The sequence below is a fragment of the Pseudomonas sp. Pseusp10 genome, from assembly GCF_059492225.1.
Map to the genome: position 1 here is coordinate 3,046,426 of NZ_CP168528.1, position 26,525 is coordinate 3,072,950.

Consider the following 26,525-nt stretch of genomic DNA (forward strand, 5'->3'; position numbering starts at 1 on the left):
GGCTACTTGAGCCGCGATTCGTCGAGCCACTCGAGTGCCGTACGCCACAAGCAAATGCCCAGGAAGTACGCCGACATCAGCAGCCACAGCCCCATCACCAACGGGTTGATCAGCGGGTGGTTGAGCACCAACGACAAGCTGCACAGCAACCAGATGGCCGTCACCGCAATGTTGATCGGCATGAACCGGCGCACGCGGAACGGATGCAGGAATTTCATCCGGGTCACGGTCAGCAGGGCCAGGCCAATGACCGTGACGAAAGTGATCCACGGTGACGGGGCGATGATGTACAGGCACAGGGCAACCACGTTCCAGGCGGCGGGGAAACCCTGGAAGTAGTTGTCTTTGCTCTTCATGTTGACGTTGCAGAAGCAGAACAGCGACGACACCAGGATCAGCGACACGCTCAGCAGCAAGGTGTAGTCCGGCAACGGGATGTAGCGATAGATGAACAGTGCCGGGATAAACACATACGTCAGGTAGTCGATCACCAGGTCGAGGATCGAGCCATCGAAGCTCGGCAGCACCGACTGCACATTGACCTTGCGCGCCAGTGCACCGTCCAGCCCGTCGACGATCAGGGCGACACCCAGCCACAGCAGGCAATGGGTCGGCTGGTTATCCAGCAGCGACAGGGTGGCCAGGAAAGCGGTGACCACGCCGGTGGCCGTAAAGCCATGGGCGCCCCATGCTTTGAGTCTGGCGATGTACAGGGTTGAAATCACAGGGGCGTTCTCCAGTAAATGAAGCAAGCCAGTTATCACCCCGCGTACAGGGGCGGTGGCAAACCGGGTCGGGTTGCAGGTATCGACCGGGTATCCGGGAAGAAGGTTCACCACCTATGAATCTTAGCTGCGCCGGCAAAAAATACCCCGGATAAATCCGCGGTAGCGAGGGCGCGTCAGCCCAACGGTGCTGGCACATTCGCCGTCGGGGGCTATCGTTGCCTGACTGGATGAACCCCCTGCAAAAGAGGACAAGCGTCATGAATACCAGCGATCTGCTCGAACAATTATTGCGCGCCGGTCAGGGCTCGATGGCGCAACAGGGCAGCGCTGGCGCGTCGGCCCAGGGCGGGCTCGGCGACCTGGGTGGATTGCTCGGCGGCTTGTTGGGCGGTGGTGCTGGTGGCGGTGGCGCAGGGTTGGGCGGGTTGCTCGGTGGTTTGCTCGGCGGCGGTTCGCCGATGGGTGGTGCACCACAAAGCCGATCCGGTAGCGGTACCAGTTACGCAGCGCTGGCGTCCCTCGGCATGATGGCGTTCCAGGCATACCAGGCCTGGCAGCGCAGTCAGGCGTCGGCACCGCAAGAGGCGCCGCGCACGGTGGACTTGCTGGCTGGCCCTGAGGCCGAGGAGCACAGCCATGCGATCCTGCGGGCGTTGATAGCCGCGGCCAAGGCCGATGGCCGGATCGATGACGCCGAGAAGCAGATGATCAGCACTGAAATCGGCCGTCACACCGACGATCCGCAGCTGCAGCAATGGCTGGACGACGAGGTCGCCAAGCCACTGGACGCCAATGAAGTCGCGCAGTCGGCCACCGACTCTGCCATGGCCTCGGAGATGTACCTGGCCAGCGTCCTGCTGGTGGATGACCAGCAGGACGCCGAGCGTAATTATCTGGATGAACTGGCAGCGGCGTTGCAGATCGAGCCGCAGCTGCAATTGCATCTGGAGCAGCAGGCCAGGGGCGGTGCCTGAATTGGCGTCGGCGGCAGAAACGTAACGCCCCCCCGTGGGTGGAGCGGTACAAGTCTCGGCAGGTGATCACCACCGGGATGCGCCGGCGGGTCGGGATGAAAAAACAGCTCAGGCCGGACTCCATGTGGCGAGGGAGCAAGCGCCCTCGCCACAAGAGCGTGTTACTTCAGGAACGCCTGGAAGTCGGTACCCATTTTGTCGATCGCCGCCTTGAAGTCCTTGGCGGTAACCTTCTGGCTCTCATTTTCCAGGGCGGTGCCAAACACCTTGCGTACCACTTTGGCCACGGTCTGGTTGCTCTTCGCGTCGATGAACTCGGCTTCGATGAACAGAATGGTTTCCTGGTCACGGTGACCGGTGGCGGCCTGTGTTGCCCCGACTACGGCTGCGATGGGGACCACTTCATACCACTTCATGCCTTCGTTTTCGGCGCTGACCCCGGTAATCGCCGCACGCATGATCAGGGACCGGGAACCCGCCGGTGCGGAGGAGGAATTGGACACTACACGGTACTTCTGGCCCAGTGTGGTCTTGGCCTTGTTGGTCATGTAGTTCTGAATGTCGGCCAGCGTCTGCTGGTTGACTCGCTCATTGGGTTTGGGGGCAGGGTAGAGCTCCAGTTTGTTGAACACCACGGTGTCATACGCATTCGCGTTCCACGAAGGGCTGACCCAGCGCATCGCGGTTCCGCCGCTCGGCGTCTGGACTTCCTGCAGGTTGTTGTAGTTGGACAGGAAGCCTGAATATTGCGTTTTCTCAGTGACTTTCGAGGTGCAACCGCCTAGTAACAGACCGGCCAGCGCGGCGCCGACGAGCAGTTTTCGGGACAGATTCATAGTGGTGTGTACTCCTTGGATGAAATCGTCGTTCTTACGTTTACAAGACATCAGAAGCGCCAGGTCATATTCCCGGCCAAGGCTTGAATCCAGGCACTGTCGAATTGACCGGAAATTCGATTGCCCGATACGGTTTTTGCCTGGTCAACCGGCATGTCGCCTAGCCAGACCATGGCCCAACTGACGTTGACATCGGTGTCCTTGTTCAGAGCATAGGTGGCTCCTGTCGCAATGCGCCAGGATTCATTCATCGGCACGACCACGCTGCGATTGCTGTCCGAGACGGCGCTGCTGTCGTAGGCCACGCCGAAGTTCCACAACCACTGCTCGGTGGCCTGGTATTGCGCGCCCAGGGAGAGGTGCCAGGTGTCCTTGAAGCCGGCGTCGACCGTAGTCGATTGCGCTCCAGACGCCGTGGTGTCGACCTCCACGGCGATGTCGCCGAACTCGGACCAGTCCTGCCAGTTGGCCGAGGCCAGCAGCGCCCATTGCCGGTCCAGTTGCTGGAACAGGCTCAGGGTTACGGTTTGCGGCACCTTCATGTCGAGTTCGGTGTTGGTGTTGTTGACGCGCTCGAGCAGACGTCCATCGCCCTTCACATCGAGCCGGTCCTCGAAGTCCAGATCAACCTGGCTGGTGTAGGTCAGGCCGATGCGCGTGCCGGGTTGCGGGGCGTAGATCACGCCCACGTTGGCGCCATAGCCCCAGGTGTTGTCCCTGTACTTGAATTGGCCGTCAGAGCGGTCAGTGAAGCCGAAAGGGGAGCGGTCGATGGCAGTGTCTGCCTTCAACATGCCGTACATGGCCTTGATGCCCAGGCCAACCGACCACTGCTCGTTGAAGCGATAAGCCACGCTCGGTACCAGCGACAGGCCGAGCAGGCTGGAGTTCTGCGCGAAGTAGCGGCCTGACCAATCGTTGTCGTAATTGACCGCCAGGCCGAAGTCACCGTACTGGCCGAAACCGACGCTCCAGTGCTCGTCCAGTTCATGGCTGATGAAAAAGCTGCCACCGGGAATCGGATCGAGGGCATTGCCGCTGCCAGTGCCCTGGACGCTGGTGCCGGCGTCGCGGTCGAAGCTCAAATCGCCGTATAGAACCTGCAAGCCGGCGGTGATTTGTGTGCCTGGCAGGTAGCTCATGCCGGCGGGGTTGCTGGCGATGGTCGAAGGGCCTTGCGCGCGGGCCGCGGCACCGGCGTTGGCCAGGCCGGCGTTATCGGTACCGACTTCATAGAGCAGGATGCCGCCGGCCCAGGCTGGCTGGCAGCACAGTGCAAGTAATGTACAGGCAGGTAGGGCCAGTGTGCTTGTGCGCATGTAACAACCTCGGCAAATGTCCATTTTTAATGTGGGTGACTTGTGCCGGCCACCCACGGTTTCGGCTGTTTACTTGGCCATGGCGGCCCGGGCCGCTTCGATCTTGGCCTTGACCGCTTCAAGATTGAAGCTTGCACCTTTCTGCATCGGCGGAAACTCCACGGCTGATTCGGCCAGTTTGACCACTTGTTGCTGCACAAACACAAAACGCCAGAACTGGAATTTGAACCACTCGAAATACTCCAGCGAACCATTGGCCGCCATGTTCTCCGGCCATCCAGCGCGTTCGAACGGGTCGAGGCGCAGGTTAGTCAGGATCGGCACGTCCAGCGTGACCTTGGCCCCCAGCCAGCCTCCGGGCTGATCGATGAAGCGGTACTTGAAGTCATCGATGCGGATCGCACCCAGGGCGCTCTCTCCAAAGTAGAAGATTTCATGCCGGTTCGACGGACCTTTTCCGGTGATCATTGGAGTTTGATCATAGCCGTCCAGGTGAACTTTGTAGGTGGTGTCGCCCAATTGTTTGCCTTTGAGCAGCTCTGCCTTGATGTTCGGGTTGCCCGCCGCCGCGACCAGGGTCGGGAACCAGTCCATGCCGGACATGATGCCGTTGGCGACCTGGTTGGCCGGTACTTTGCCCGGCCAGCGAATGATCGCCGGTACCCGGAAGCCGCCTTCCATGACCGTGCCTTTGCCCATGGCGAACGGCGTCGCGCCGCCATCGGGCCAGGTGAAGTTTTCCGCGCCGTTGTCGGTGGTGAAAATCACGATAGTGTTGTCGTCCATACCGTCTTTTTTCAGCTTCGCCAGGACATCGCCGACGATGTCATCGAGCTGCGCCATGCCGGCTTCCTGTTCCGACCAGCCATTCTCCGAGTTGCGCATGGCCTGGTACTTGTCGGACAGGTGCGTGACGATGTGCATGCGGGTCGGGTTGAGCCAGACGAAGAACGGTTTGTTGTCCTGTTTGGCCTTGTCGATGAAAGAGAAGGCCTTGTCGCGAATCTCGTCGTCGACGGTTTTCATCCGGTCCGGATAGAGCGTGCCGGCGTCTTCGATTTTCTGCTTGCCGACCTTGCCCCAGCGCGGCATCACGGTGGCGTCATCGGTGGTGGTGGCCCAGCTGTGGACCATGTTGCGTGGGCCGACGCTTTCCAGCAGTTCCTTCGGATAATTGGGGTGCGCCGGGTCTTCCATGGCGTCGAGGTGATAGAGGTAGCCGAAGAATTCGTCAAAACCGTGGACGGTGGGCAGGAACTGATTCAGGTCGCCCAAGTGGTTTTTGCCGAACTGGCCGGTGGCATACCCCATGGCCTTGAGGGTGGTCGCGATGGTGACGGCTTCGGCGGGAATACCCACAGGCGAGCCCGCCTGGCCGACAGTAGTCATGCCAGTACGAATCGGCAGTTCGCCGGTGATGAAGTTGGCGCGTCCGGCGGTGCAGCTGGCTTCGGCGTAGTAGTCGGTAAAACGCATGCCTTCATTCGCGAGTTGGTCGAGATTGGGCGTTCTGCCCGCCATCATGCCCTGATTGTAGACGCCGATATTCGACCAGCCGATATCGTCGCCCATGATCACCAGGATGTTGGGGGCTTTGTCTGCGGCCAGGGTCAGGCCAGGAAATGCCATTGCATGCAGCAACAGGGGGATGGCGAAGATCGAGGATAAGGTTGTCCGGTTCATGTCGAGCTCCTGCGTACTTGCGTTAGTACATAGAGACGCGCCCCCAGCCGCCGTTGAAATTCATAACCCCCGCGAAGAGCGTAGGTTTGAATTGCGAAATATCCAGTATTGAATAGTCAGGAAGTCAGCGTTTCAGGCACTTGCACCGAAATGGCGTACCGGCAAAGGCGCCGGTCGAATCGGGCGGCGAGCGATACTCGCCGCCTTCATCGTCATTACCGGCCGGCAGTGGCGGCCAGCAATGGTGCGATTTGCTCATCGGTCAATGCGGCGTGCACGTCCATGCTCATCAGGTCATTCCACTCCAGCACCCACTTTTGAATCGGCACCAAATCACTCGCCTCGGCAATACCGAAGCCGGCCGAACTCCCTACGGCGTGCCAGCGTCCGTGCATGGTGACGCCTGCGGGCGGCGCGCCACCGGTCTTGAGAAAACGTGCGATTGCGGCATCACGGTTGTCAGGGCTGATTGTCCAACTGACGATGAATAACATCGGCCACCTCCTGTTGCGCACTGGCACCTGTGTTCTGCGCGTACCTGGCTGGCGCCGGGGCCGTGGCCACGCTTGGGTTTCCAGCTCCGTCCTGCTGGCTTGCGGCAAAATCTCCCAAGGAAGGCATAGCAGTGCCCCGCGATTCATGTACGACCGCTGATCCTGTTCCGGTGCATTTTCGAGGGGGTAAAAGACGCCTGTTTCACCAGCGAAACATGGGCAGCGGCCGCAGCGGCGAGCGGACGAATTGCTTTGCTGAAAGCCTCACCAGCATCGAGTGAAAACCATGATCGGGAAAGGCCGACTGCACGGTTTTGATGAAGGGGCGGGGCAAGCCGAAACGGACCAGTCCCAGGGACACATCCACCAGATCGGCCTGACGGAAGGGTTCGACGCTGTTGGCGTAGGCGCCACGATAGCGGCGCAGCTTGTGATGTTCAAGTATCAACGCGCTGACTTCATCCTTCAGTTCCGGTCGTTGCTGGCTGTCCAGGTACTCAGTGGCCAGGGCAATGGACGGGGGCAGGTAGTCAAGGGTGTCATCGGTCCAGATGCCCAGGTCATGAAACGCCGCCGCGATTTGTACGGCCTCAGAGGGCAGGCCTTCGGTACCGTTGAGGGCGGTATGGAAATTCAGCACCCGGTAAATGTGGTTGCGGTAGCCCTGCAGGTCGGCACCGATGGCCAGTGCGAACGAGGTGAGAATCTTGTCGGTGAGGGGGAAATCGAGAATGGGCTTCATCAGGCGTCACGCAACAGGTCGTTGGCATTGAGCAGCTCGTAGGCAATCTCCGGTCGCTTCTCCATGGCCCGGCGAATGGCGGCTGGGATATTGGCGCGGGTCTTGCGGCACAGCCCCGGCAGTTCGCCGATCTGGATGCCGATGCCACGCATGGTGCGCACTTCGTTGAAGCCGGGGGCGATGTCCACGCGAATGCCCAACTGTTCGAACATGCGCCGTTGCAGGTGCTCCAGATCGCTCAGGCTCTGCAGGTTCTCCAGGCGTTCGATCAGGCGTTTTTCTTCGTTGCGGGTCAGAAACAGAATGCGCAGGTCCGCCCCCGGTGTTTCCAGCAACGGGTCACGCCCGCAGTCGCATGCGCCGGGCGGGCAGGGTGAGCGAATTGGAGCGGTGGTGGTCATGGGGATCAATCATAGAGCGCCGTGATTGAGTTTGCCCATAGGGATTTTTTGGGGGGCGCGTGCGATCCATTGTAGGAGCGAGCTTGCTCGCGATGGAGTGTCAGCTAAGTCGATGTCGACTGACACACCTTCGCGAGCAAGCTCGCTCCTACAGAGGTTGCGGTGAACCTGGCTAACTCACTTCAGTACCAGCATCCGATAAACGCCGTCCTCGACTTCGATCCCGTGGGTGTCATGGGTGAAGCCGGGGAAGGATCTGTCGAACGCTTCCAGCGCCTTGAGGTACGCCAGCAACGGACCGTCCGCAGGCCCTGCGTTCTCACCCGGCATAAGCAACGGGATGCCAGGTGGATACGGCACGATACCGGTGGCGGCGAGGCGCCCGGCAGCTTCGTTGAGGGTCACCAGTTCGATGTCGTTGCGCACCAGTTTTTCGTAGGCCTCCACCGGGCTGAATTCGGCTTTTGGCAGGGTGCCGAAGGCCTGGGACATGTTGGCGGTGGTCTTGTGTTTCTTCATGGCGGCGAAGATTTCGTCGGCCAGATCCTTGAGGCCCATGCCGGCATAGCGTTGCTGGTTGGCGTTGTACAGGTCGGGCAGGCACAGCTCCAGCTCGGCGTTGTCGTCGTAGTCGCGCTTGAAGTCGAGCAGGGCGTTGAGCAACGTGCCCCACTTGCCTTTGGTGATACCGATGGAGAACAGGAACAGGATGGTGAAGTCGGTGGTTTTCTCCACCACGATACCCTGGCGCCCCAGGTACGCGGTGACTACGCAGGCGGGGATGCCATTGGCGAGCAGGTTGCCGTCGTCGCCCATGCCCGGGCTGAGCACCGAGACCTTGATCGGGTCGAGCATGCAGTAGCCATCTTCGATGTCGCCGAAGCCGTGCCATACCGCGTTCGGGTGCAGGACCCAGCAGTTCGGATCGGTTTTAAGCGTAGCCGGGTCGACTTCATGGAACGGCACGGTCGCTGCGCCAACCTGTACGGTCGGTGGTTGCCAGCAGGTGAAGAGCCAGTCGTCCTTGCTCAGCATTTCGTTATGCATGCGCGAGAGAACCTGGCGGAAGCTGATCGCTTCTTCGATCGACTCGTTGGTGAGGATCTGTCCGCTCGGCGCTTCCATCATTGCCGAGCTGACGTCGCAGGACGCCATGATCGCGTAGTTCGGCGACGTGGAGGCGTGCATCATGTACGACTCGTTGAAGCGTGCATGCTCGATCGGGTTACGGCCGTCGCGCACGTGGATCATCGAGGCCTGGGACAGGGCGGCCAGCAACTTATGGGTCGACTGGGTGGCGAACACGGTCGGCTTGGACTTGTCGTGATCGGCCGGGTTGCCGTGCATGGCATGGCGTCCGCTGTATAGCGGGTTGAAGCGCGCATAACCGTACCAGGCTTCGTCGAAGTGCAGGCGGTCGACGCTTTCACCCAGCAGCTCTTCGACGCGGGTGACGTTGTAGGTCAGGCCGTCGTAAGTGGAGTTGGTGATAATGGCGTGCACCGGCGTCGGGTCGATGCCTTGCTTGACCAGCGGGTTGTTGGCGATGGCGGTTTTCACGCCTTCGGCAGGATCGGGCCGATGATGCCGTAGCGGTTGCGGGTCGGCACCAGGTAGGTCGGAATCGCCCCGGACAGGGTCATCGCATGCTCGGCGGACTTGTGGCAATTGCGGTCGCACAGGGCGATCTGGTTGCGCGTGACGCTGGCCATGAGGATGACGCGGTTGGACATCGACGAGCCGTTGGTCACGTAGTAAGTGCGGTGGGCGCCGAAGACCTTGGCGGCATAGCGTTCACCCTGGCCGATAGGGCCGCTGTGATCGAGCAGCGAACCGAGTTCGCCAACCGAGATCGACAGGTCGGAACGCAGCAGGTTCTCGCCGAAGAACTCGTAGAAGGCCCGGCCCGCGGTGCTCTTCAGGAACGCCGTGCCGCCGGCATGGCCGGGGGTGTGCCACGAGTATTCATAGTTGCGGGCAAACTTCACCAGCGCGCCGAACATCGGCGGCAGGGCGGCCTGGCGATAGCGTTCGATGGCCGCCAGGATGCGCCCGCTGAGGAAGCGGGAGGTGTCCTCGGGCAGCCAGATGAAGTCGTCGGCGTGTTGCATGACCAGCAACGGAATGCTCGACGCGGTGGTGCGGTCGCTGATCAGGAACACCGGCACCCGGGTGTTGCGCTCGCGCAGCTTGACCAGCAATTTGGTGCAGTCGGCGTGGCCTTCGCTGGTGTCCATTTCCCAACGGATGAGCACGCATTGAATGGCGGGGTCCGAACGCAGGATCGAGGCGGCATCGGTGAGGCTTTCCGAGGCCAGTACGCTGACACCACGTCCCTCTACGTCGTGGACCAGTTGATCCAGGGCGCGGCCAAACACCGTTCGCTTGTCTGGCGGGCTGCTGACCAGTAGCGCCAGCATGCCCAGCGAGTGTTTATATTCCGTCATGCTTGAACCTCCATAGTGGTTTTACTCAGATTGTTCACCGGCACTGGCTCGGCAGTGAGGTGCCGCGCGCTGACGGTTTGCGTCGGTACGCTGTTGTTGAGAGCTTCGAGACGGATCAGACGGTTGTTGACGAAACCGAACAGGGTGTAACCAACGATCGTGGCCACGCCGCCCAGCATCAGGGCCTGCTCACCGGAGCTGTACAGCGCCAGGTAGCTGTAGGCCGCCGCGATCAGGGCAATGACGTTGGTCACCAGTGCCTTGCCTTCCGGCACGTTGGAGACTTTCTGCATGGTCATCAGCGCGGCCATGGACAGGATGTAAGGCACCAGGTTGGTCACCACCGCGAGGTTGACCAGGGTGTCGAACTGCTTGCTCAGGTCGGGGCTGATGGTGAGCAGGGCCAGTGCGGTCTGTGCGGCGAGCAGTACCAGCATGCCGACAATCGGCGTACCCGCCTTGTTGGCCTTGGCGAAGATCGACAGGAAGTAACCGGTGTCGGCCGAGCTTTTGTACACCTGGGCAATCGTGAACTGCCAACCCAGCAGCGAACCGATGCAGGCGAGCACCATGGCCGCCATCACGATGTCGCCGACCATTGGGGTGAACATCTTGGCGAACACCAGGCCGAACGGCGCGGTGGACGCGACCAGTTCTTCGTTGCCGACGATACCGAAGATGACGTTGGTGGAGACGATGTAGATCACCGCCGCACCCAGGGTGCCGCCCAGCACCGCGATCGGTACGTTGCGCTCAGGGTTTTCCACCGCGTCGGTGTTGGCGCAAGCCGATTCCAGCCCGAGGAAGGCCCACAGTGTAATCGCCACCGAGGCACCGGCCGCTTCGAACCAGCCCTTGTCGTGGGGATTCCAGCCAGCAGCGTAAACGCTGCTGTCGAACCAGAACCAGCCCACCGTGGATACCAGCACCACCGGTGCAATCACACCCCAGACCGTGATCGCGCCAATGCGGCCAGTAATGCGCGCGCCGCCAAAGTTGGCGAAGGTGGTGATCCACAACAGGGCAATAGTCGCCAGACCTACTTGAAGGGAATCGAGTTTTATCCCGAACAACACCTGGATATAGCCGACCGCGGTAATACTGATCGCCACGTTGGCGATCAACAGCGACAGACCGTAGGTGTAGTTGGTGATGTAGTTACCCGCCTTACCGAACGTGTATTCGGCATAACCGCCCATGCCGCCGGTCTTGCGGCTGAGCATCCCGCATCGCGCAAAGGCGTAGGCCAGAGCGAGTGAGCCAGTGGCCGTCACCAGCCAGGAAAGGATCGAAATTGCACCGACTTCCGCCAGTTTTGTTGGTAGTAGCACAATACCTGACCCCAACATGTTGACGGCGGTCAACATTGTCAGTTGCCCCACACTCATTTTCTTTGCGACTGACATTCCATTGCCTCACTTAGTTGGCGATTGAGAGTCTTAGCTATAGCAAAGGATTGAAAACTCGCAAGAAATGGCGTTATCCATTTCTTTTTTGCATTAATTTGCAGAAAAGGCACGATGCTGGCCCCCAAGTTTAAAAATCCTCAGCAAAATTAGTTCATTTTCAACCGCTTAAATAGGTCAAGATGCGCAAGATATGGATCGCGTTAATTCCGCTAGTTGTTGCGGGTATAGCTCATTCGGCTCAAGCCAAAGAACTGGCCAGCAATGATAAGTACATGTGCAGTTGGGGGGCGGGCACTGCTGCAAGGGCGCAGGAACTCAAGCTCTCGGGCGTTTCACTGTATGCTGCCCGCCAGAAAATCCAGGTCTACAAGTTCGCCAAATCCTGGATGCGCATGATGGCACTTGGCATTACAGAACAAACTTATGACAGTCCGTCGCGATTGAAGCCGACTGCTGTACGGCAGAGCTTTTATGAGGACTGTGTCAGGTACAAGTTGGCGCGAAAGTAAAGAGAAAGCGGGCACCGGTCGGCTCGACCTCCGTGTGGGCTTGTGACGTCTATATTGATTGACCATCCCCGTGAGGACGGGGCGTTAAACCGGTTTCTTACAACTCAATCAGGAGGTCACCATGAACCAGATCGATAAAGTGTTGTACACCGCCAAAACCCACACCACGGGCGGGCGTGACGGCGCTTCCCGCAGCTCCGACGGGATCCTCGACGTGAAGCTGTCGTCGCCAGGTGCGGGCGGTGGCGGTACTAACCCCGAGCAACTGTTCTCTGCCGGTTGGTCAGCCTGTTTCATCGGCGCCATGCAAGTGGCGGCCAGGGAAATGAAAGTGGCGTTGCCCAAGGATGTGGCCGTTGACGCCGAAGTCGACCTGGGCACCAATGAAGGCGGCTACCTGCTGCAGGCGCGGCTCAATGTCAGCCTGCCAGGGCTGGATCGTGAAACCGCGCAAAAAATCGTCGACACCGGGCACCAGTACTGCCCGTACTCGAAAGCCACGCGCAACAACATCAACGTGGTGCTCAAGCTCGTTTGAGTTGACATGAAAAGGTCTTGGCGAATGACATGGGTTGTCGCCAAGACCTGAAAGGCTCGCCGCCAACATTTACCTGACCCAGGGCGAGCCGCGCACGTTGAAATTGTCGGCGACGGTGGATTTCCAAGGGATATTTTTTGGGCAACTCCTGTGGGAGCGAGCTTGCTCGCGATGGCGGTGGGTCAGTCAACATCTCTGTTGGATGTGCCGGCCCCTTCGCGAGCAAGCTCGCTCCCACAGGTATTGTGGCCGACCGGGGGGACTCACTTTCACTGAAGATCAAAACTGTGGGAGCGAGCTCGCGATGGCGGAGTGTCAGGCGACATCGATGTCGAATGTGCCGGCCTCTTCGCGAGCAAGCTCGCTCCCACAGGATCTGTGTTTTAACTGACGGGGAAATCAATTCATCTTGCTGTGATCATGCATCATCGAGCTGTGATCCATGGTGCCAATCGCCTTGGCCACGGCTTCAACCTGAATCGACTCTTTCTCGCCCTTGGCGTCTTCGACGGTCAGGGTCAGCGGCACCTTGTCGCCTTCCTTGATCTGGCCCGTCAGGTTCATGAGCATGATGTGGTAGCCATTGGGATCCAGGCTCACCGCTTTTCCGGCCGGCAGTACCACGGCGTCCACCTGCTGCATTTTCATCACGTCGTCTTTCATGCTCATTGCATGAATCTGCACCAGCCCTGCCACTGGTGTTTGCACGCTCAGCAGTTTGCTGTCGCTGCTCGCGGTGACGGTCATGAAGGCACCGCTCGACGGCTGGCCGGCTACGGTGGCGCGGACCCAGGCGTCGTCGACCCGGGTTTGTGCCGATACCTGAAAGGCCAGGCCGATCAGGGACAAGCCCAGTGCCAGTTGCTTGCAATGCTGTGCGAAACGCGTTTTAGCCTGCGGGGCATTCATTTCAGCAAATCTCCATCACGGTGAGCAGGTCTTCTGCGCACTCTTTGGCTGTCAGGGACGTGGACAGTCCCAGGCGCAGATTGCCCCGGGAGTCGAAGACAAAACTGGTCGCGGTATGGGAGAGGGTATAGGTATCGCCGCTCGGGACCTTTTCAAAGAACACGCCGAACTCCTTGGCGGTGGCGGCGGTTTCTTCCAGCGTGCCATACAGCGCTTCGAAACTCGGGTCGAATGCCTTGACGTACTTGTCGAGCATTTCGGGTGTGTCGCGCTCAGGGTCCAGGGTGATGAAGACCACTTGCAGCCTTTCGCCATCGCGACCCATCAGCTTCTTGGCCTGCGCGGCACGCGCCAGGGTGGTCGGGCACACGGCCGGGCATTGGGTAAAACCGAAGAACACCATCGGCATCAGGCCGCGATAGCTGCCCAGCATCCTGGTTTCGCCCTGAGCGTCCTTGAGCTTGAAGTTGCGCCCCATGATCTTGTCGCTGAGGTCTTTGCCGTACTTGAACGACAGCTTGCTGCTGTCGTCGCAACCGGCGAGCAGGCCCAGGCTCAACAGGCCCATGCCTTGCAGGACAGTTCGGCGGGTATACAAAGTACTCATGGAAAAAAGCATCCTGTTGAACAGGCTGAAACTGACAGCGTGGTGACTGTACAGACGAAAAAATCGGGTGGATGTTAACAAACTGTGTCGGTGCTGGAGGGGCGGATACGACCATTGGACCGGTGCTGAGGCGTGACATAGTGTCGCGCCGGAGGTTGAAGGCAAGCCGACACCTGTGGCGAGGGGGCTTTTGTGGCGAGGGAGCTTGCCCCCGTTCGGCCGCGAAGCGGTCGCCAATCAGATGCATGCGGTTTACCTGACAAACCGCATTGCCTGTATTTGGGACTACTTCGTAGTCCAACGGGGGCAAGCCCCCTCGCCACAATGTTTCGCTTAAGCTTAACGATGCAGCTGCGCGCAAAAATCCTGTTCCGGCTGCGCCGCCGTGTACCACGCGTAATCCGCACTGTCGGCGGTCACGGTCTTGCCCGCTTCGGCCAGGATCAGCACCGCATTTCCTTCACCGGCACCCAGGTCCTTCAGGTGCAGTGGCACCCCCAGGTCCTTGCGCACGTGAAAGGCACCGGCCAGCAGCATCGCTGGCGTCAGCGCGGCCATCAGGCGTTCGGCCATGCGTCGGTCACGTTGTTGCTGCACGGCGAGCATTGCCGGCATCTGCGCTTCGGGCAGCAGGCCGCAATGGGACTCGCGAATGTCCTCCAGCAAGGTCGCCTGCACCTGTTCAGTGGTGGACGCTTCGCCTTTCAAAACCGGGCGCTGTTTGTAGACCTGCATGATCTGCGCGCGGTCCAGATTCGCCGCCAGCAGCGGATACGGTTGTCGCAGCGCGTAAGTGACGAGTGCACCATAGACGCTCCAGTCCCAATTGGCCTGCCAGGCCAGCGCCTTGAACACATCGGCCGGTGGCTGGCCAGTGCGGGTCGCGGCTTGCGCGGCATCGACCCTGGCCTGTTGATCGGGGTTGAGCATTTCCATCAACAAACTGCCTTGCGGGCGTTGCGTCGCCAGCTCGCGCAGCAACCACAACTGCAGGGCGTGGTGGTCCGGGTTGTCGTGCTGTTCACCGACCAGAACGCGCGGCGCAACGGCCAGGCGTTCGACCAGTTCCTGCGGTGTCAGCGTGCGACCGGTAGCCAGTTCGCGGATGACCCCGAGGTCGGTGTGATCACGGCCTTGCGGGGCGATGGGCGCCGGAGTCGGTGTGACCTGATGAGTGGTTTGGCAGGCAGCCAACAGGCTGAACGCACAGAGCAACAGAAAGCGCATCGGTTTTCCTTTCTGGATAGGTACCCCCTCGATGACAGAAGAGGGGGCGTATCAGCGCGCGATGATCAACGGGTGGCCGCGTTCCGGGTGCTGGTGAATCAGCACCTCCAGGCCATACACCGCCGCCAGCGCCTCGACGGTCAGCACCTCTGGCGGTGGGCCGTAGGCGTGGGGCAGGCCTTGTTGCAACAACAGTAGTTGATCGCAGTAACGTGCAGCCAGATTGAGGTCATGCAGAATCACCAGCACCGCTGCACCGTGCTCGGCGAAGTCGCGCACGGCTTGCAAAATCGTGTGCTGGTGCAGCGGATCGAGCATTGATGTCGGTTCGTCGAGCAGCAGGGTTTGCCCTTCGGCACCCGGCCAGAGTTGAGCGAGCACCCGCGCCAGATGCACGCGCTGGCGTTCGCCGCCGGACAGCGCCAGATAACTGCGTCCGGCAAGATGAAGCGCATCGGCCGCTGAAAGCGCCTCGGCGACGATTTCGGCATCGCGCACGCGGCCGCTGGCGTGAGGCAGGCGCCCCATGCCCACGACTTCATTGACCGAGAACGCAAAGTTCAGGCTCGAGCTCTGCGGCAGCACAGCCAGGCGCCTGGCTCGCTCCTGGCCCGGCCAGTCGGCGAGTGGACGCTCATCGAGGCTGACCGTGCCTTCGCTGGCTGGCAGTTCGCCGCACAAGGCGGCGAGCAGGGTGCTTTTGCCGGCGCCGTTCGGTCCCAGCACGCCGAGCACTTCACCCGGGTGCAACTCGATATCGATGTTCGCCAGTACCGTGCGGTTGCCACGACGTACCAGCAAGTTGTTTGCCCGCAGCATCAGGAACGCCCTCGCACCAGCAGATAAAGAAAGAACGGTGCGCCGATCAGTGCGGTCACGATGCCGATCGGCAATTCGGCCGGCGCCAACAACAAGCGCGCCACCAGATCCGCCAGCAACAACAGGCTGGCACCGGCCAGTAACGAAGCAGGCAGCAACACCCGGTGATCCGGGCCGACCAGCAGGCGCATCAGATGCGGCACCACCAGGCCGATAAAGCCGATCAGGCCGGCCGCCGCGACGGCCGCGCCGACGCCGAGCGCCGTGCACAACACCAGTTCAAGTTTGATGCGCTCGATGTCGAAGCCCAGGTGACGGGCCTCCGATTCGCCCAGCAGCATGGCATTGAGTGCCGCCGCGCGACGTGGCAACCACAGCGCCACACCCAGGGTGACGATCAGCAACGGCCACAGGCGCGGGTAGCTGGCACCGTTGAGGCTGCCCAGGTTCCAGAACGTCAGGGTGCGCAAGGTCGCATCATCGGCCAGGTAGGTGAACAGCCCGACCCCGGCACCGGCCATGGCCGTCATCGCCACACCCGCCAACAGCATGGTGGCAACGTCGGTTTGCCCGTCGCGGCGACCGAAGCGATACACCACTGCCGTCACGATCAAGCCACCGGCGAAGGCGCTGACCGACAGCAGATAAGGTTCGATCGCCGGCGGCAAGCCACCGAGCAGGCTGCCGCCGACGATGGCAAGGGCGGCACCGAGCGCAGCACCACCCGAGACGCCAACCAGACCCGGATCGGCCAAGGGGTTGCGGAACAACCCCTGCATCGCCACGCCGGACAACGCCAGTACCGAACCCACGGCGATGCCGAGCAGACTGCGCGGCAGGCGAATCTGCCCCAGGATCAGCTCCGCCTGTTGCGTGTCACCACCGTCCAGCGGCAACCCCAGCAGACGCATCCCGGCCTGCAAGGTATTGCCCAGCGGCAGGCTGACCGGCCCGAGGGCCAGGGACAGCCAGAACACCAGCACCAGCAACAGCAGCAAAAAGATCAAGGTCGGACGCGGCCGAAAAATGGCCGTCATGGGTTGATCCCGGCGGTCTGCGCTGTGGCGTCCGGGTAGAACGCCATGGCACAGACCAGCAGTGTTTTGATACGCATCGGGACTATTCCTTGGCCGATCAGAGGGGGGGCGGGCATCGAAACCTTCTTAGCGAGTGATGATGCCATCGACGCCCGGCTTACGCACACGCCAGTGGTTTTTTCAGGTGCAGGTTGAACTTCGGGGGCGAGGGCGTTGAGCCAGGTGACCATCCAGCGCCGGTTGCGCAGCGCCTTCGATCATGAGAAGAACTTGTGATCATCAATAATAAAATGAGTTTGTCTCACTCGTGGGTAACTGTCGACAATGGCTCCCATCAAACGCATTGGAGTTATTTGACATGGCTGTTGCCCATTCCCTTGGATTTCCGCGCATCGGCCGCGACCGCGAACTGAAAAAGGCCCAAGAGGCGTTCTGGAAGGGCGAGCTGGACGAAGCCGGTCTGCGTGCCGTTGGCCGTGACCTGCGCAAGACCCACTGGGACTTGCAGAAAAAGGCCGGAATCGAACTGTTGCCGGTCGGCGACTTTGCCTGGTACGACCAGGTCCTGACCCACTCGTTGATGTTCGGTGTGATCCCGGAGCGTTTCCGCCCGCACGATGGCAAGGCCAGCCTGCAAACCCTGTTCGGCATGGCTCGCGGTGTCAGCGACAGCTGCTGCGGCGGCGCGCACGCCCAGGAAATGACCAAGTGGTTCGACACCAACTATCACTACCTCGTCCCTGAGTTCAGTGCCGACCAGCAGTTCCAGCTCGGCTGGGATCAACTGTTCGAAGAAGTCGAAGAAGCCCGCGCGTTGGGTCACAACGTCAAGCCCGTCATCATCGGCCCGCTGACGTACCTGTGGCTGGGCAAGGCCAAGGGCGCCGGGTTCGACAAGCTCGAACTGCTCGAGCGCCTGCTGCCGCTGTACGGCCAGATCTTCCAGCGTCTCGCCGCACAAGGCGTTGAGTGGGTGCAAATCGACGAGCCGATCCTGGTGCTCGATCTGCCGCAAGAATGGAAAAATGCCTTCGAACGCGCCTACAACCTGATTCAGCGCGATCCGCTGAAGAAGCTGGTCGCCACTTACTTCGGCGGTCTGGAAGAGAACCTGGGCCTGGCCGCCAATCTGCCGGTGGACGGTTTGCACATCGATCTGGTGCGTGCGCCTGAGCAGTTCCCGACCATCCTCGATCGCCTGCCGGCCTACAAGGTTCTGTCGCTGGGCATAGTCAACGGCCGTAACGTCTGGCGCTGCGACCTGGAAAATGCCCTGGCCACCCTGCAACACGCTCACGAGCGTCTGGGTGATCGCCTGTGGGTCGCGCCATCCTGCTCGCTGCTGCACAGCCCGGTCGACCTGGGTCGTGAAGACAAGCTCGATGCCGAACTGAAAAGCTGGCTGGCGTTTGCCGTGCAGAAGTGTGAAGAAGTCGCGGTGCTGGCCCGGGCGGTCAACGAGCCGGAAGCGCCGAAGGTGCTTGCAGCGCTGACTCAAAGCCGCGCCGTGCAGGCTAGCCGTGCTGCTTCGCCTCGCATTCACAAGCCAGCCGTGCAGGCACGGGTTGCGGCGATCACCGCCCAGGACAGCCAGCGTCAGTCGCTGTTTGCCCAGCGTATCGCCAAGCAGCGCGCAGGCCTGAACCTGCCACTGTTCCCGACCACCACCATCGGTTCGTTCCCGCAAACCGCGTCGATTCGCCTGGCGCGCCAGTCGTTCAAACAAGGCAAGCTGACCGAAGCCGAATACACCGAGGCGATGCACAGCGAGATTCGTCACGCCGTGCAAGTACAGGAACACCTGGGCCTGGACGTGTTGGTGCACGGTGAAGCCGAGCGTAACGACATGGTCGAGTACTTCGCCGAGCAACTCGACGGCTATGTGTTCACCCGTTTCGGCTGGGTCCAGAGCTACGGTTCGCGCTGCGTGAAACCAGCGGTGATCTTCGGCGACCTGAGCCGCCCGAAAGCCATGACCGTCGAGTGGATCAGCTACGCCCAAGGCCTCACCGACAAAGTGATGAAGGGCATGCTGACCGGGCCCGTGACCATGCTGATGTGGTCGTTCCCGCGCGAAGACGTCAGCCGCGAAGTGCAGGCTCGTCAACTGGCCCTGGCGATTCGCGATGAGGTCGTGGACCTGGAAGCCGCCGGCATCCAGATCGTGCAGATCGACGAAGCCGCGTTCCGCGAAGGCTTGCCGTTGCGCCAGGCGCAGTGGCAGCACTACCTGGACTGGGCGACCGAAGTGTTCCGCCTGTGCGCGTCCGGTGTGCGCGACGAAACCCAGATCCACACCCACATGTGCTACAGCGAGTTCAACGACGTAATCGAGTCCATTGCCGCCATGGATGCCGACGTGATCACCATCGAAACCTCGCGCTCGGACATGGAACTGCTGGACGCGTTCGAAGCCTTCGCCTACCCGAACGAAATCGGCCCTGGCGTGTACGACATCCACTCGCCACGGGTGCCGGACTCCTCGGAAATGGCCAACCTGCTGCGCAAAGCGGCCAAGCGCATCCCCGCCGACCGCCTGTGGGTCAACCCGGACTGCGGCCTGAAGACCCGCGGCTGGCCAGAAACCGAAGCGGCGCTGGTGCACATGGTCAACGCTGCGCGTCAACTGCGTAAAGAATGGGCCTGACGCTTTACTGAGTGCGCCATTGAAACTTGTGGGAGCGAGCTTGCTCGCGATGACGGCACGTCAGCCACCAACAAAGTGACCGCCAGACCGCCAGACCGCTATCGCGAGCAAGCTCGCTCCCACCTCTGTTTTATGGTGTGACAAGCATTGGCGTGCGCCACCAACACCTGTGGGAGCGAGCTTGCTCGCGATGACGGCATCACAGCCACCAACAAAGTGACCGCCAGACCGCTATCGCGAGCAGGCTCGCTCCTACCTTTGTTTTATGGTGTGGCAAGTATTGGCGTGCGCCACCAACACCTGTGGGAGCGAGCTTGCTCGCGATGACGGCATCACAGCCACCAACCAAGCGACTGCCAGGCCGCTATCGCGAGCAAGCTCGCTCCTACCTTTGTTTTGCGCCGTGGCAAGCATTGCTGTGCGCCACCAACACCTGTAGGAGCGAGCTTGCTCGCGATGACGGCATCACAGCCACCAACCAAGTGACCGCCAGACCGCTATCGCGAGCAGGCTCGCTCCTACCTGTGTTTTATGGTGTGGCAAGCATTGGCGTGCGCCACCGTCACCTGTGGGAGCGAGCTTGCTCGCGATGACGGCATCACGGTCACCAACAACGTGACTGCCAGATCACTATCGTGTTAGCGCCGCGGTTCGGCCACCAACAGTAACGACTGTGGCACAGGGCTTTGCGGGTGCTGCGGCTCCTGCAGGCCGGCCAGTGCAAAACCGGCCATGTCCAGCGCATTGAACCAACTGGACAAGGTTCGGAAATACCACGGCATGGGCTGCCACTGCCCCTTGAACCCGGCGAAGGTCTCTTCCCGCCAACCATCCTGATAGTCACCTGCCGCAGCCGTCCACGGATGCAGCGTCTGGATCACCAGCGTGCCGCCAGGGGTGAGCAGGGCGTTCATGGCGGCGAGCAGAGGGATGATGTCCTGATGCAGCAGGGCAAAATTGGCGCAGATCAGGTTGTAGTCTCGGCCGATGTCGACTTTCGCTTCTACCAATGCTTCATAGCTCGCCACATGCACCGGCGACGAACCTGCCGCGCGCGCCGCCTCGACCAGCGTCGCGTCGCCATCCACACCTACCGCGTCAATGCCCCGTTCCGCCAGCGCACGCAATAGCCAGCCTTCGCCGCATCCCAGATCGAGTACGCGTTCGGGCTGGCGCCCCAGCACCGCCAGCAGGATGGCCTGGTCGGTGACCTTCAGACGGCTTTCGATGGCGCCCGTGCGGATGGCGTCGATCCAGGCCGGGGCATTGTGGTGCCAGCTGTCGAGGAGGGTGGATTCGGGGGCGGGCATGGCGTTGTCCGGCGCTAGGTGGCAGTTGCCAAATGATAGGCAACCAACGCGTTGGCGTGGCCATGCCCCATGCCATGTTCGGTTTTGAGCCAGGCCACCATTTCCATGTGTTTCTTGTCGCTGAGGGTTTTAAGCAGGTCCAGCCAATGGCTGATCGGCTGCCCATACGTCTTCTCGATTGACGGGAAGTACGAAGCCGGTCCTTTGGGTTTTGTCTCTTCGGTCACGATGCAAACTCCCTTTTCGCTTTGGTGGGGTTCGAAAGCAGCACCGGTTACGTTACTGATTCGCCGTCGGCGAGTCCATCGTTCCAGCGGTCATCCCGTCATCGATCGCGATGCCCTGGGCGCGCATGGCCTTGATCAACTCGCTGCGGGTGCCGGGCAGGTTGAGCATGGTCTGGGCACGCAGCGCCGTGACTTCTTCGGCGGTGTAAGGCTGATAGTCGGCCGGCAGGCTTTCGCCCGCCATGCCGTCTTTACGCATCAGCCAGTTGAGCAAGTCCGCCAGTTGCGCGTTGTTCAGCGCCGACTGCGACATGCCCGGCACCCGCACGAGGAATTCGCGGCCGCCCGGTACCTTCAGGAAGTTGCCGACAAAGCCTTTCATCCGTGGCGTGTCGTTGGCGGCGGAACCCGTGCCGTCGCCCAGGTGGCAACCGGCGCATTGCAGCTGATAGTTGACTCCCACGCCGTATCCGGCCTGGGCAATCGGTTTTTGAACCTCTTCGTTGCCCGGCGCATGGCTCTGCGCCGGGTCGGGAATAGCCCGGGCGAACGCGAGCGGGGCGCTCAGGGCGCAGACGACTCCGAGCAATATCAACCTACGCATAAAACAAACCTCCGCTGATGACCGGTTTGGTACCCCTATGTAGGAGCGAGCTCGCTCGCGAAGAACTCAAGGGCGACGCGTTGAACCAGATAGCCCGCGTTATCGTTGACGTTCTTCGCGAGCAAGCTCGCTCCCACAGGTACACACACACACACACAAAGCAGTAAAAAAACAAAAGCAGCCACAGGAAAAAAACGCCGATTGCGCGAGCAGCCGGCGCAAAGTGCGCGTTTAGACGGCGACGCCGCGGATCACCGAAACAGTGCAGTGGTAGATGTGCGATTTGGCGGCCAGGCACCAGTTCACATCGTTGTTGTTGAACGGGCGGTAAGCCGGTTCTTCACTGTCGTTACGGGTACAGGCGCACTGGGCGCAGCTTTGCTTACCGCAGCAGTCGTTGTACGAAATGATGTAGTCCTTGCCATCGGCCGGGTTGCGGCAGGTGCCGATCCAGGTCACTTGCGAGGCTTCGGTGCCTGGCGGGCAGGAGGTCACCGATCCGCCGCAGCAGCTGCACAGAAAACCGTCGATGGAGCAGTAGCGCCAGTAGTCGCAGCTGTTCGGATCACCCGGGTCGCCAGCCTGCGCCGGCTCCGCGGCCAGGGCCTTGCCGGTACGGTCCAGCGGCAGCAGCAAGGGCAGGGCGGCACCGGCCACCATCAGCGAGCCCATGCGCGACAGCAATTTGCGGCGCGAGGTGGTGTCGGCCACACGGCGGGTAGAGCGCTCGAACAACAGATCCAGCAGTTTCATAAAGGTCTCCCTGCCTAATCAGTGGCTATGGCCGTGGCTGTGGTCGTGGGTGTGGGGTTGGGCATTGAGGTACTGCTGCAACGTGGCGTGCTTGAGGTGCTCGACTTCGAACAGGCTGTCCAGGTGCTCGCGGGAGTTGACCAGGCCCTTGGCGCGCAGGGTTCCGGCCTTGTCGATCAGCGCGGCGTACGGCAGCTTGCCGATCTGGTAGGTCATGCCCACTTCCGGGCCGACCACGTAGGTGGCGTCTTCGAGTTTGTGTTCACGGATCAGCGCTTGCTGGGCGTCCATGTCGCCATCGCTGACGAACACCACGTCCAGACTGCCGGCTTGCTCCCTGGCGATGGATTTGATCGCCGGCAGCAATGACTTGCAGATCGGGCAGGTCGGCGAGAGGAAGAACAGCAATTGCGATTTTTCACCGGCATAACCGAAGTTCACCGGGCGACCGTGACGATCGCTGGCAGTGATCTGTGGTGCGGGCTCATTGACCGCCACGCCTTTGTCGACCATCAGCGCGCCGGCCGGGGCCAGACGCCCGTGCAGCACGCCAATCTGCCGCACCAGGCCCATGACGACAAACGCCACGGTCACCAGCAGCACCCAGAGCAGAACGTTGGAAACAATCAAGCCTTCCATTTCGATTACCTACCAATCAATTTGAGCAGAAGAGGGGAATTCGCCAGCAAGCCATCGGCCGCGGCGTAGATGAGCAATGCGACCGCGGCGGCGGCCAGGGTCACGAAGCCATCGAACAGGTTGAGGTCGCGGGCGACCGGCGCCACGCTGGCCACCAGCGCAAGCAGCACCAGTGCGCTGTTGCGCGCCAGAAGGACCGGGCGCAGCGGTTGTGCCTGGTCGGGACCGGCGCAACCGCAGTCGATGTCCGCGCGACCGCGCCACAGGTTGATGCCGATGGCGGCGGCGTACAGCGCCAACAGGCTCGCCGCGCTTATTGCGGCGTAACCACGGCTGACCGGCACCAGCAGGGCAAAGGCGATGGCCAGTTCCAGCAGCGGCACCAGCCGTGCCGTCGGGCGCACCAGCGCCTGGGGCAGCAGTTGGTAGTCCGCCAGTTGCCGGGCGAAGCGGGTCGGCGCGCGCAACTTGTGGGTCGCGGCGCTGGCCAGCAACACCGCGATGGCGATGGCGCTGGCAATGATGAAGATCGGATCTGTGTGCATGGCCGAACCTCTTAGTAGCTCAGGACCTGAGTCGCGGTCTTCGCGACTTTCGGCATGCTGCCGGTAAGCTTGTTGGTCTTCAGATCGAAAATCTGCAAACCGCCTTCCACATCGGCACCGAGCAACAGCGGCTTGTCGTCACCGGTGGCCTGCATGCTCCACACCGGAACCGGGGCTTCCAGGGTCGCTACTTTCTTGTGGGTCTTGAGGTCGAACGCCCAGATCAACGGGCTCGGGTCTTCCCACTTCATGGCTTCGTGGGCGTCGTGCATCAGCACATACAGGCGGTCCAGCTTCGGCGCCACGGCCATCAACTGCCAGCCACCCGGTGCCCAACCGGCCTTCTTGTCTTCGTCGGTAACCAGCGACCAGGACGGCAGGATCTTCGGCGCGCTACCTGCGAAATCCACCGGACGCACGGTGCCGGTCGTGGTGGTGAAGTAGTAGGTGTCGCCGACGTTGACCGCGCGCTCTACCAGTTTTTCCGCGTTCGGATCAAAGAACGGCGTGCGGCTGCGCGCGGTTTCCTGGCCCTGATCGTTGAGAGTCACCACTTGCAGGCTGCCGTCGCCGCACAGCGAGGCGAAGCGGCGGTTGCCGATCGGGTAGTTGAGCACGCAACCGGGAATGGCGATTTCGGTGGCAACGGCCTTGGCCTGGGTATCGACCACAGTGACCGAGGTCGACGGCGTGAAGTTGTAGACATAGACGAACTTGTCGTCGCCACTCGGCTTGAGCGAGTAACGCTGGGTCAGCGATTCGGCGCGCTTGTTCGGGATCAGCACTTCCCAGGCCGGCGACAGGGTCGAGCTGTCCCACGCGGTCAGCACATCGGTACGGGTACCGCGGGTGCCGCGCGAATACCAGATGTCCGCACTGTAGAGGGTCTTCTTGTCATGGCTGAGGGTCGACGGCGCGGCAAAACCGGTCGGCACCATGCCGAGGATGCGCTTCTGGTCCGGGTCGACCACGGTCACGCGGCCAGCGACGAAACTGTCGAACTCGACGTCGATGACAAACGCGCGGTGAGCTTCGGGTGGAAACGCCAGAACGGTCTGGCCAATCGTACCGGCGGGCAGGTCCGCGCGGGCACTGTTCAAACCGAGTACAAGCAGGCTCAGGCCAAGCGCTGACTGTACGGAGATCCTGTTTGTTCGCATAAGGGGAACTTCCTGAATTGTTGGTAACGCGGATCGCGGGTGCTTTGGCAGATTTTTACCCTTTGATTCTGCCGTGCCCCGCGATCAGGAGAATTGCCCTGCCTGCCAAGTGTTTGTGTGTCTGTGCCAGTGTCGTGAAACCCTCTTCATGCGCGCTGAAATTGCCAGTGAAATCATTGTGGCGAGGGGCAAGCCCCCTCGCCACAGGGATTGTGTAAGGCCACAGGGTTTGTGTCTGTCAGGCCACAGTAGTGGTGTATTTCAGGCGGGAATGACGAGAGGAAGGGAAAAGCTGAACACCGCGCCGCACGGCGCCAGGTTTTGCGCCCAGATATCGCCCCGGTGGCGGCCGATGATGTTCTTGCACAGCGCCAGGCCAATGCCGTTGCCGCTGACCTTGGAGGAGAAAAATCCGTCGAACAGCTTCTCTTGCGCCTGGGCCTGAATGCCACGGCCGCAGTCTTCGATGCGCACCAGCGCCACCTCGTTGTCGCGGCTGGCATGGATACGCAACACGCGCCGTTCGGCGGGCAGGTCGGCCATTTCTTCGATGGCGTTGAAGGCCAGGTTGAGGATCACCTGGCCGATCAGCACCTTCTCGCAACTCACCATCAGCGGTTCGGGCGAGGCGATGATTTCCACGCGCACCAGGCTCGGGTCGGCGCGCAGGCTGATGAAGTAGCGGGTTTCGCGCAGCAGCTCATTAAGGTCGACCCGCTCTTGCGATTGCTCCAGCTTGACCACGTAGTCGCGCACGCTCTTGATGATCACCGAGGCATGCTCGATTTGCCGCACCGCGTTTTGCAAACCCCAGGCAACGTCTTGATCGGTTTCGCCGGCGTTGCCCAGGCGAATCATCGTGCCTTCAATGAAGTTGCGGGTGGCGGCCAAGGGTTGGCTCAGTTCGTGGGCGATGGCCACGGCCATTTCGCCCATGGCGTTGTAGCGCGCCAGGTACTCGAGCTTCTGCTCGCTGACCCGCCGCGCTTCCTCGGCCTGGACCTGCTCGGTGACATCGCGGAACAGCAGCAGATGGCCGACCAGATCATCTTCAATTTCGATGTAGCGGCAGGTTGCGTCATGCCAACGCCACTCGCCATCCCGGCGCTGCACCTTGTAATGCACGTTGAACGGCGCGTGCTCCGGCGTTTCATGGGCAAGTTGTTGCAGCAGGCGCTGGCCGGATGCGTCGTCGCACCAGGCCAGGAAGTTCTTGCCCATCAGCTTGTGCACTTCGCTGTTGAGCAGGTGCGCGCCGGAGTCGCTGATAAAGCGGATGTCGCCCTCGGGGCCGAGCACCGCCACGCCTTCGGCCAGATCCTGCATAAAGGCCTTGAGCCGGCTTTCGAAACGCTTGAGGTCGCGCTTGACCTTGTCCTCTTTGGAGATGTCGCGGAACTGCACCATCAGCACATCGCGACCGTCCAGGTGCACCAGGGTCGCCACCGCCTCGGAAAGAATCTCCACCCCTTGCTTGGAGCGATAGCACCACTCAATGGCGCGCTGCCCGGTGCGCGCGGCGCCTTCGAGCCAGCGCAAGCCTACCGAACGTCGGTACTTCGGCGCATCGCGGGTCATGTCCGGGGCCTTGAGCGGCGTCAGTTCCTCCAGGGTAAAGCCCAGCGCCGCCAGGGCAGCGGCGTTGGCCCAGAGAATCTCCTTGGTGTGCGCGTCATGAAGAATGATGCACAGCGGCATGGCTTCGATCAGGGCAAAAAAGTCGTTCGGTTTTGGCAGGTACATCGCACGGCCCCTGGCGGCAGAGATTTGCAGTATGGCGTTTTATACCTGCTCGCACAGCGCGATGCGCTCAGAGGTAACCGGCGTGGATCTAGGGGTTTTCTTTAGCGAGGAGGCTGCACGCCCCAATAGTTGCGGCCGGGTGCGGTTTTTACACTGGACCCCAATGCAAAGGCAACGACCCGCCCCTTGTAGGAGCGAGCCTGCTCGCGATGGACGTC

The 26,525-nt window shown here is 61.3% G+C and carries 25 protein-coding genes and 1 pseudogene; 4 read left to right on the forward strand and 22 right to left on the reverse strand.

All coding sequences use genetic code 11. The annotated features are described in order from the left end of the window. Positions 1-2: 2 nt before the first annotated feature. Positions 3-725, reverse strand: coding sequence for a phosphatidylcholine synthase (gene pcsA, locus ACEN8Z_RS13785; protein WP_495597994.1), 723 nt, complete (start codon positions 723-725; stop codon positions 3-5). A 260-nt stretch (positions 726-985) separates the two neighbouring features. Between pcsA and ACEN8Z_RS13790 the strand changes: the two genes are divergently transcribed. Beyond that, positions 986-1,702: a tellurite resistance TerB family protein gene (locus ACEN8Z_RS13790; protein ID WP_495597995.1), complete on the forward strand. Its 717-nt coding sequence runs from the start codon at positions 986-988 to the stop codon at positions 1,700-1,702. Positions 1,703-1,863: 161 nt separating this feature from the next. Here ACEN8Z_RS13790 and ACEN8Z_RS13795 read toward each other — a convergent pair whose 3' ends face one another. The 8 genes and pseudogenes from ACEN8Z_RS13795 to potE all read right to left on the reverse strand — a co-directional run bounded on the left by ACEN8Z_RS13795 (position 1,864) and on the right by potE (position 11,030). Then, positions 1,864-2,538, reverse strand: a complete 675-nt coding sequence (locus ACEN8Z_RS13795; protein ID WP_495597996.1) for a DUF3313 domain-containing protein — start codon at positions 2,536-2,538, stop codon at positions 1,864-1,866. 50 nt (positions 2,539-2,588) lie between these two features. Then, positions 2,589-3,857, reverse strand: a complete 1,269-nt coding sequence (locus ACEN8Z_RS13800; RefSeq protein WP_495597997.1) for an OmpP1/FadL family transporter — start codon at positions 3,855-3,857, stop codon at positions 2,589-2,591. Between the two features lie 69 nt (positions 3,858-3,926). After that, a complete protein-coding gene (locus ACEN8Z_RS13805) occupies positions 3,927-5,540 on the reverse strand; it encodes an arylsulfatase (RefSeq protein WP_495597998.1) in 1,614 nt (537 codons plus the stop codon). Positions 5,541-5,755: 215 nt separating this feature from the next. Beyond that, complete coding sequence (locus tag ACEN8Z_RS13810; protein ID WP_008002635.1) at positions 5,756-6,034, reverse strand: DUF3303 domain-containing protein; 279 nt, start codon at positions 6,032-6,034, stop codon at positions 5,756-5,758. A 202-nt stretch (positions 6,035-6,236) separates the two neighbouring features. Beyond that, positions 6,237-6,776 (reverse strand): HD domain-containing protein, encoded by a 540-nt coding sequence (locus ACEN8Z_RS13815; protein WP_495597999.1) that lies wholly within the window; start codon positions 6,774-6,776, stop codon positions 6,237-6,239. Then, positions 6,776-7,177, reverse strand: coding sequence for a hypothetical protein (locus tag ACEN8Z_RS13820; protein WP_495598000.1), 402 nt, complete (start codon positions 7,175-7,177; stop codon positions 6,776-6,778). The genes ACEN8Z_RS13815 and ACEN8Z_RS13820 overlap by 1 nt, the downstream gene beginning before the upstream one ends. Before the next feature lie 177 nt (positions 7,178-7,354). Then, positions 7,355-9,624 (reverse strand): annotated as a pseudogene (locus ACEN8Z_RS13825) (Orn/Lys/Arg family decarboxylase). Beyond that, entirely contained in the window at positions 9,621-11,030 is a 1,410-nt protein-coding gene (gene potE / locus ACEN8Z_RS13830) for a putrescine-ornithine antiporter (protein WP_495598001.1), read from the reverse strand. The pseudogene ACEN8Z_RS13825 and the gene potE overlap by 4 nt, the downstream one beginning before the upstream one ends. 182 nt (positions 11,031-11,212) lie before the next feature. On the opposite strand from potE, the gene ACEN8Z_RS13835 reads away from it, so the two are divergent. Both ACEN8Z_RS13835 and ACEN8Z_RS13840 read left to right on the forward strand, forming a co-directional pair. Next, the gene (locus ACEN8Z_RS13835; protein WP_008002624.1) at positions 11,213-11,542 is read left to right on the forward strand and encodes a hypothetical protein; all 330 of its coding nucleotides are present in this window, start codon (positions 11,213-11,215) and stop codon (positions 11,540-11,542) included. Between the two features lie 121 nt (positions 11,543-11,663). After that, positions 11,664-12,080 (forward strand): organic hydroperoxide resistance protein, encoded by a 417-nt coding sequence (locus ACEN8Z_RS13840; protein ID WP_007991821.1) that lies wholly within the window; start codon positions 11,664-11,666, stop codon positions 12,078-12,080. Positions 12,081-12,479: 399 nt separating this feature from the next. Here ACEN8Z_RS13840 and ACEN8Z_RS13845 read toward each other — a convergent pair whose 3' ends face one another. From ACEN8Z_RS13845 to ACEN8Z_RS13865, 5 genes are all read right to left on the reverse strand, one after another. Next, positions 12,480-12,989 (reverse strand): copper chaperone PCu(A)C, encoded by a 510-nt coding sequence (locus ACEN8Z_RS13845; protein WP_495598002.1) that lies wholly within the window; start codon positions 12,987-12,989, stop codon positions 12,480-12,482. A gap of 1 nt (position 12,990) precedes the next feature. After that, on the reverse strand, positions 12,991-13,596 hold the full coding sequence (locus ACEN8Z_RS13850; RefSeq protein ID WP_008002620.1) for an SCO family protein: 606 nt from the start codon (positions 13,594-13,596) through the stop codon (positions 12,991-12,993). A 339-nt stretch (positions 13,597-13,935) separates the two neighbouring features. Beyond that, positions 13,936-14,823 carry a ChaN family lipoprotein gene (locus ACEN8Z_RS13855; RefSeq protein ID WP_495598003.1) on the reverse strand — a complete coding sequence of 296 codons (888 nt, stop codon included), beginning with the start codon at positions 14,821-14,823 and terminating at the stop codon, positions 13,936-13,938. 51 nt (positions 14,824-14,874) lie between these two features. Further along, the gene (locus ACEN8Z_RS13860) at positions 14,875-15,642 is read right to left on the reverse strand and encodes a heme ABC transporter ATP-binding protein (RefSeq protein ID WP_495598004.1); all 768 of its coding nucleotides are present in this window, start codon (positions 15,640-15,642) and stop codon (positions 14,875-14,877) included. Further along, the gene (locus ACEN8Z_RS13865) at positions 15,642-16,625 is read right to left on the reverse strand and encodes a FecCD family ABC transporter permease (protein WP_495598128.1); all 984 of its coding nucleotides are present in this window, start codon (positions 16,623-16,625) and stop codon (positions 15,642-15,644) included. The genes ACEN8Z_RS13860 and ACEN8Z_RS13865 overlap by 1 nt, the downstream gene beginning before the upstream one ends. Positions 16,626-17,037: 412 nt before the next feature. Here ACEN8Z_RS13865 and metE point away from each other — a divergent pair, with 412 nt between their 5' ends. Continuing rightward, positions 17,038-19,326: a 5-methyltetrahydropteroyltriglutamate--homocysteine S-methyltransferase gene (gene metE, locus ACEN8Z_RS13870; RefSeq protein WP_495598005.1), complete on the forward strand. Its 2,289-nt coding sequence runs from the start codon at positions 17,038-17,040 to the stop codon at positions 19,324-19,326. Between the two features lie 638 nt (positions 19,327-19,964). Here the strand turns inward: metE and ACEN8Z_RS13875 are convergent. From ACEN8Z_RS13875 to ACEN8Z_RS13910, 8 genes are all read right to left on the reverse strand, one after another. Further along, the gene (locus ACEN8Z_RS13875; RefSeq protein WP_495598006.1) at positions 19,965-20,636 is read right to left on the reverse strand and encodes a class I SAM-dependent methyltransferase; all 672 of its coding nucleotides are present in this window, start codon (positions 20,634-20,636) and stop codon (positions 19,965-19,967) included. Positions 20,637-20,650: 14 nt separating this feature from the next. After that, positions 20,651-20,863: a DUF4287 domain-containing protein gene (locus ACEN8Z_RS13880; RefSeq protein WP_495598007.1), complete on the reverse strand. Its 213-nt coding sequence runs from the start codon at positions 20,861-20,863 to the stop codon at positions 20,651-20,653. A gap of 52 nt (positions 20,864-20,915) precedes the next feature. Beyond that, a complete protein-coding gene (locus tag ACEN8Z_RS13885) occupies positions 20,916-21,467 on the reverse strand; it encodes a cytochrome C (protein ID WP_495598008.1) in 552 nt (183 codons plus the stop codon). A gap of 231 nt (positions 21,468-21,698) precedes the next feature. Continuing rightward, positions 21,699-22,220 carry a methylamine dehydrogenase light chain gene (locus ACEN8Z_RS13890; RefSeq protein WP_495598009.1) on the reverse strand — a complete coding sequence of 174 codons (522 nt, stop codon included), beginning with the start codon at positions 22,218-22,220 and terminating at the stop codon, positions 21,699-21,701. 18 nt (positions 22,221-22,238) lie between these two features. Continuing rightward, entirely contained in the window at positions 22,239-22,859 is a 621-nt protein-coding gene (gene mauD, locus ACEN8Z_RS13895; protein WP_495598010.1) for a methylamine dehydrogenase accessory protein MauD, read from the reverse strand. Positions 22,860-22,864: 5 nt separating this feature from the next. Next, positions 22,865-23,404, reverse strand: coding sequence for a MauE/DoxX family redox-associated membrane protein (locus ACEN8Z_RS13900; protein ID WP_495598011.1), 540 nt, complete (start codon positions 23,402-23,404; stop codon positions 22,865-22,867). Between the two features lie 11 nt (positions 23,405-23,415). Continuing rightward, on the reverse strand, positions 23,416-24,564 hold the full coding sequence (locus tag ACEN8Z_RS13905; protein ID WP_495598012.1) for an amine dehydrogenase large subunit: 1,149 nt from the start codon (positions 24,562-24,564) through the stop codon (positions 23,416-23,418). 261 nt (positions 24,565-24,825) lie between these two features. Beyond that, a complete protein-coding gene (locus ACEN8Z_RS13910; protein WP_495598013.1) occupies positions 24,826-26,307 on the reverse strand; it encodes a PAS domain-containing sensor histidine kinase in 1,482 nt (493 codons plus the stop codon). Between the last annotated feature and the right edge of the window lie 218 nt (positions 26,308-26,525).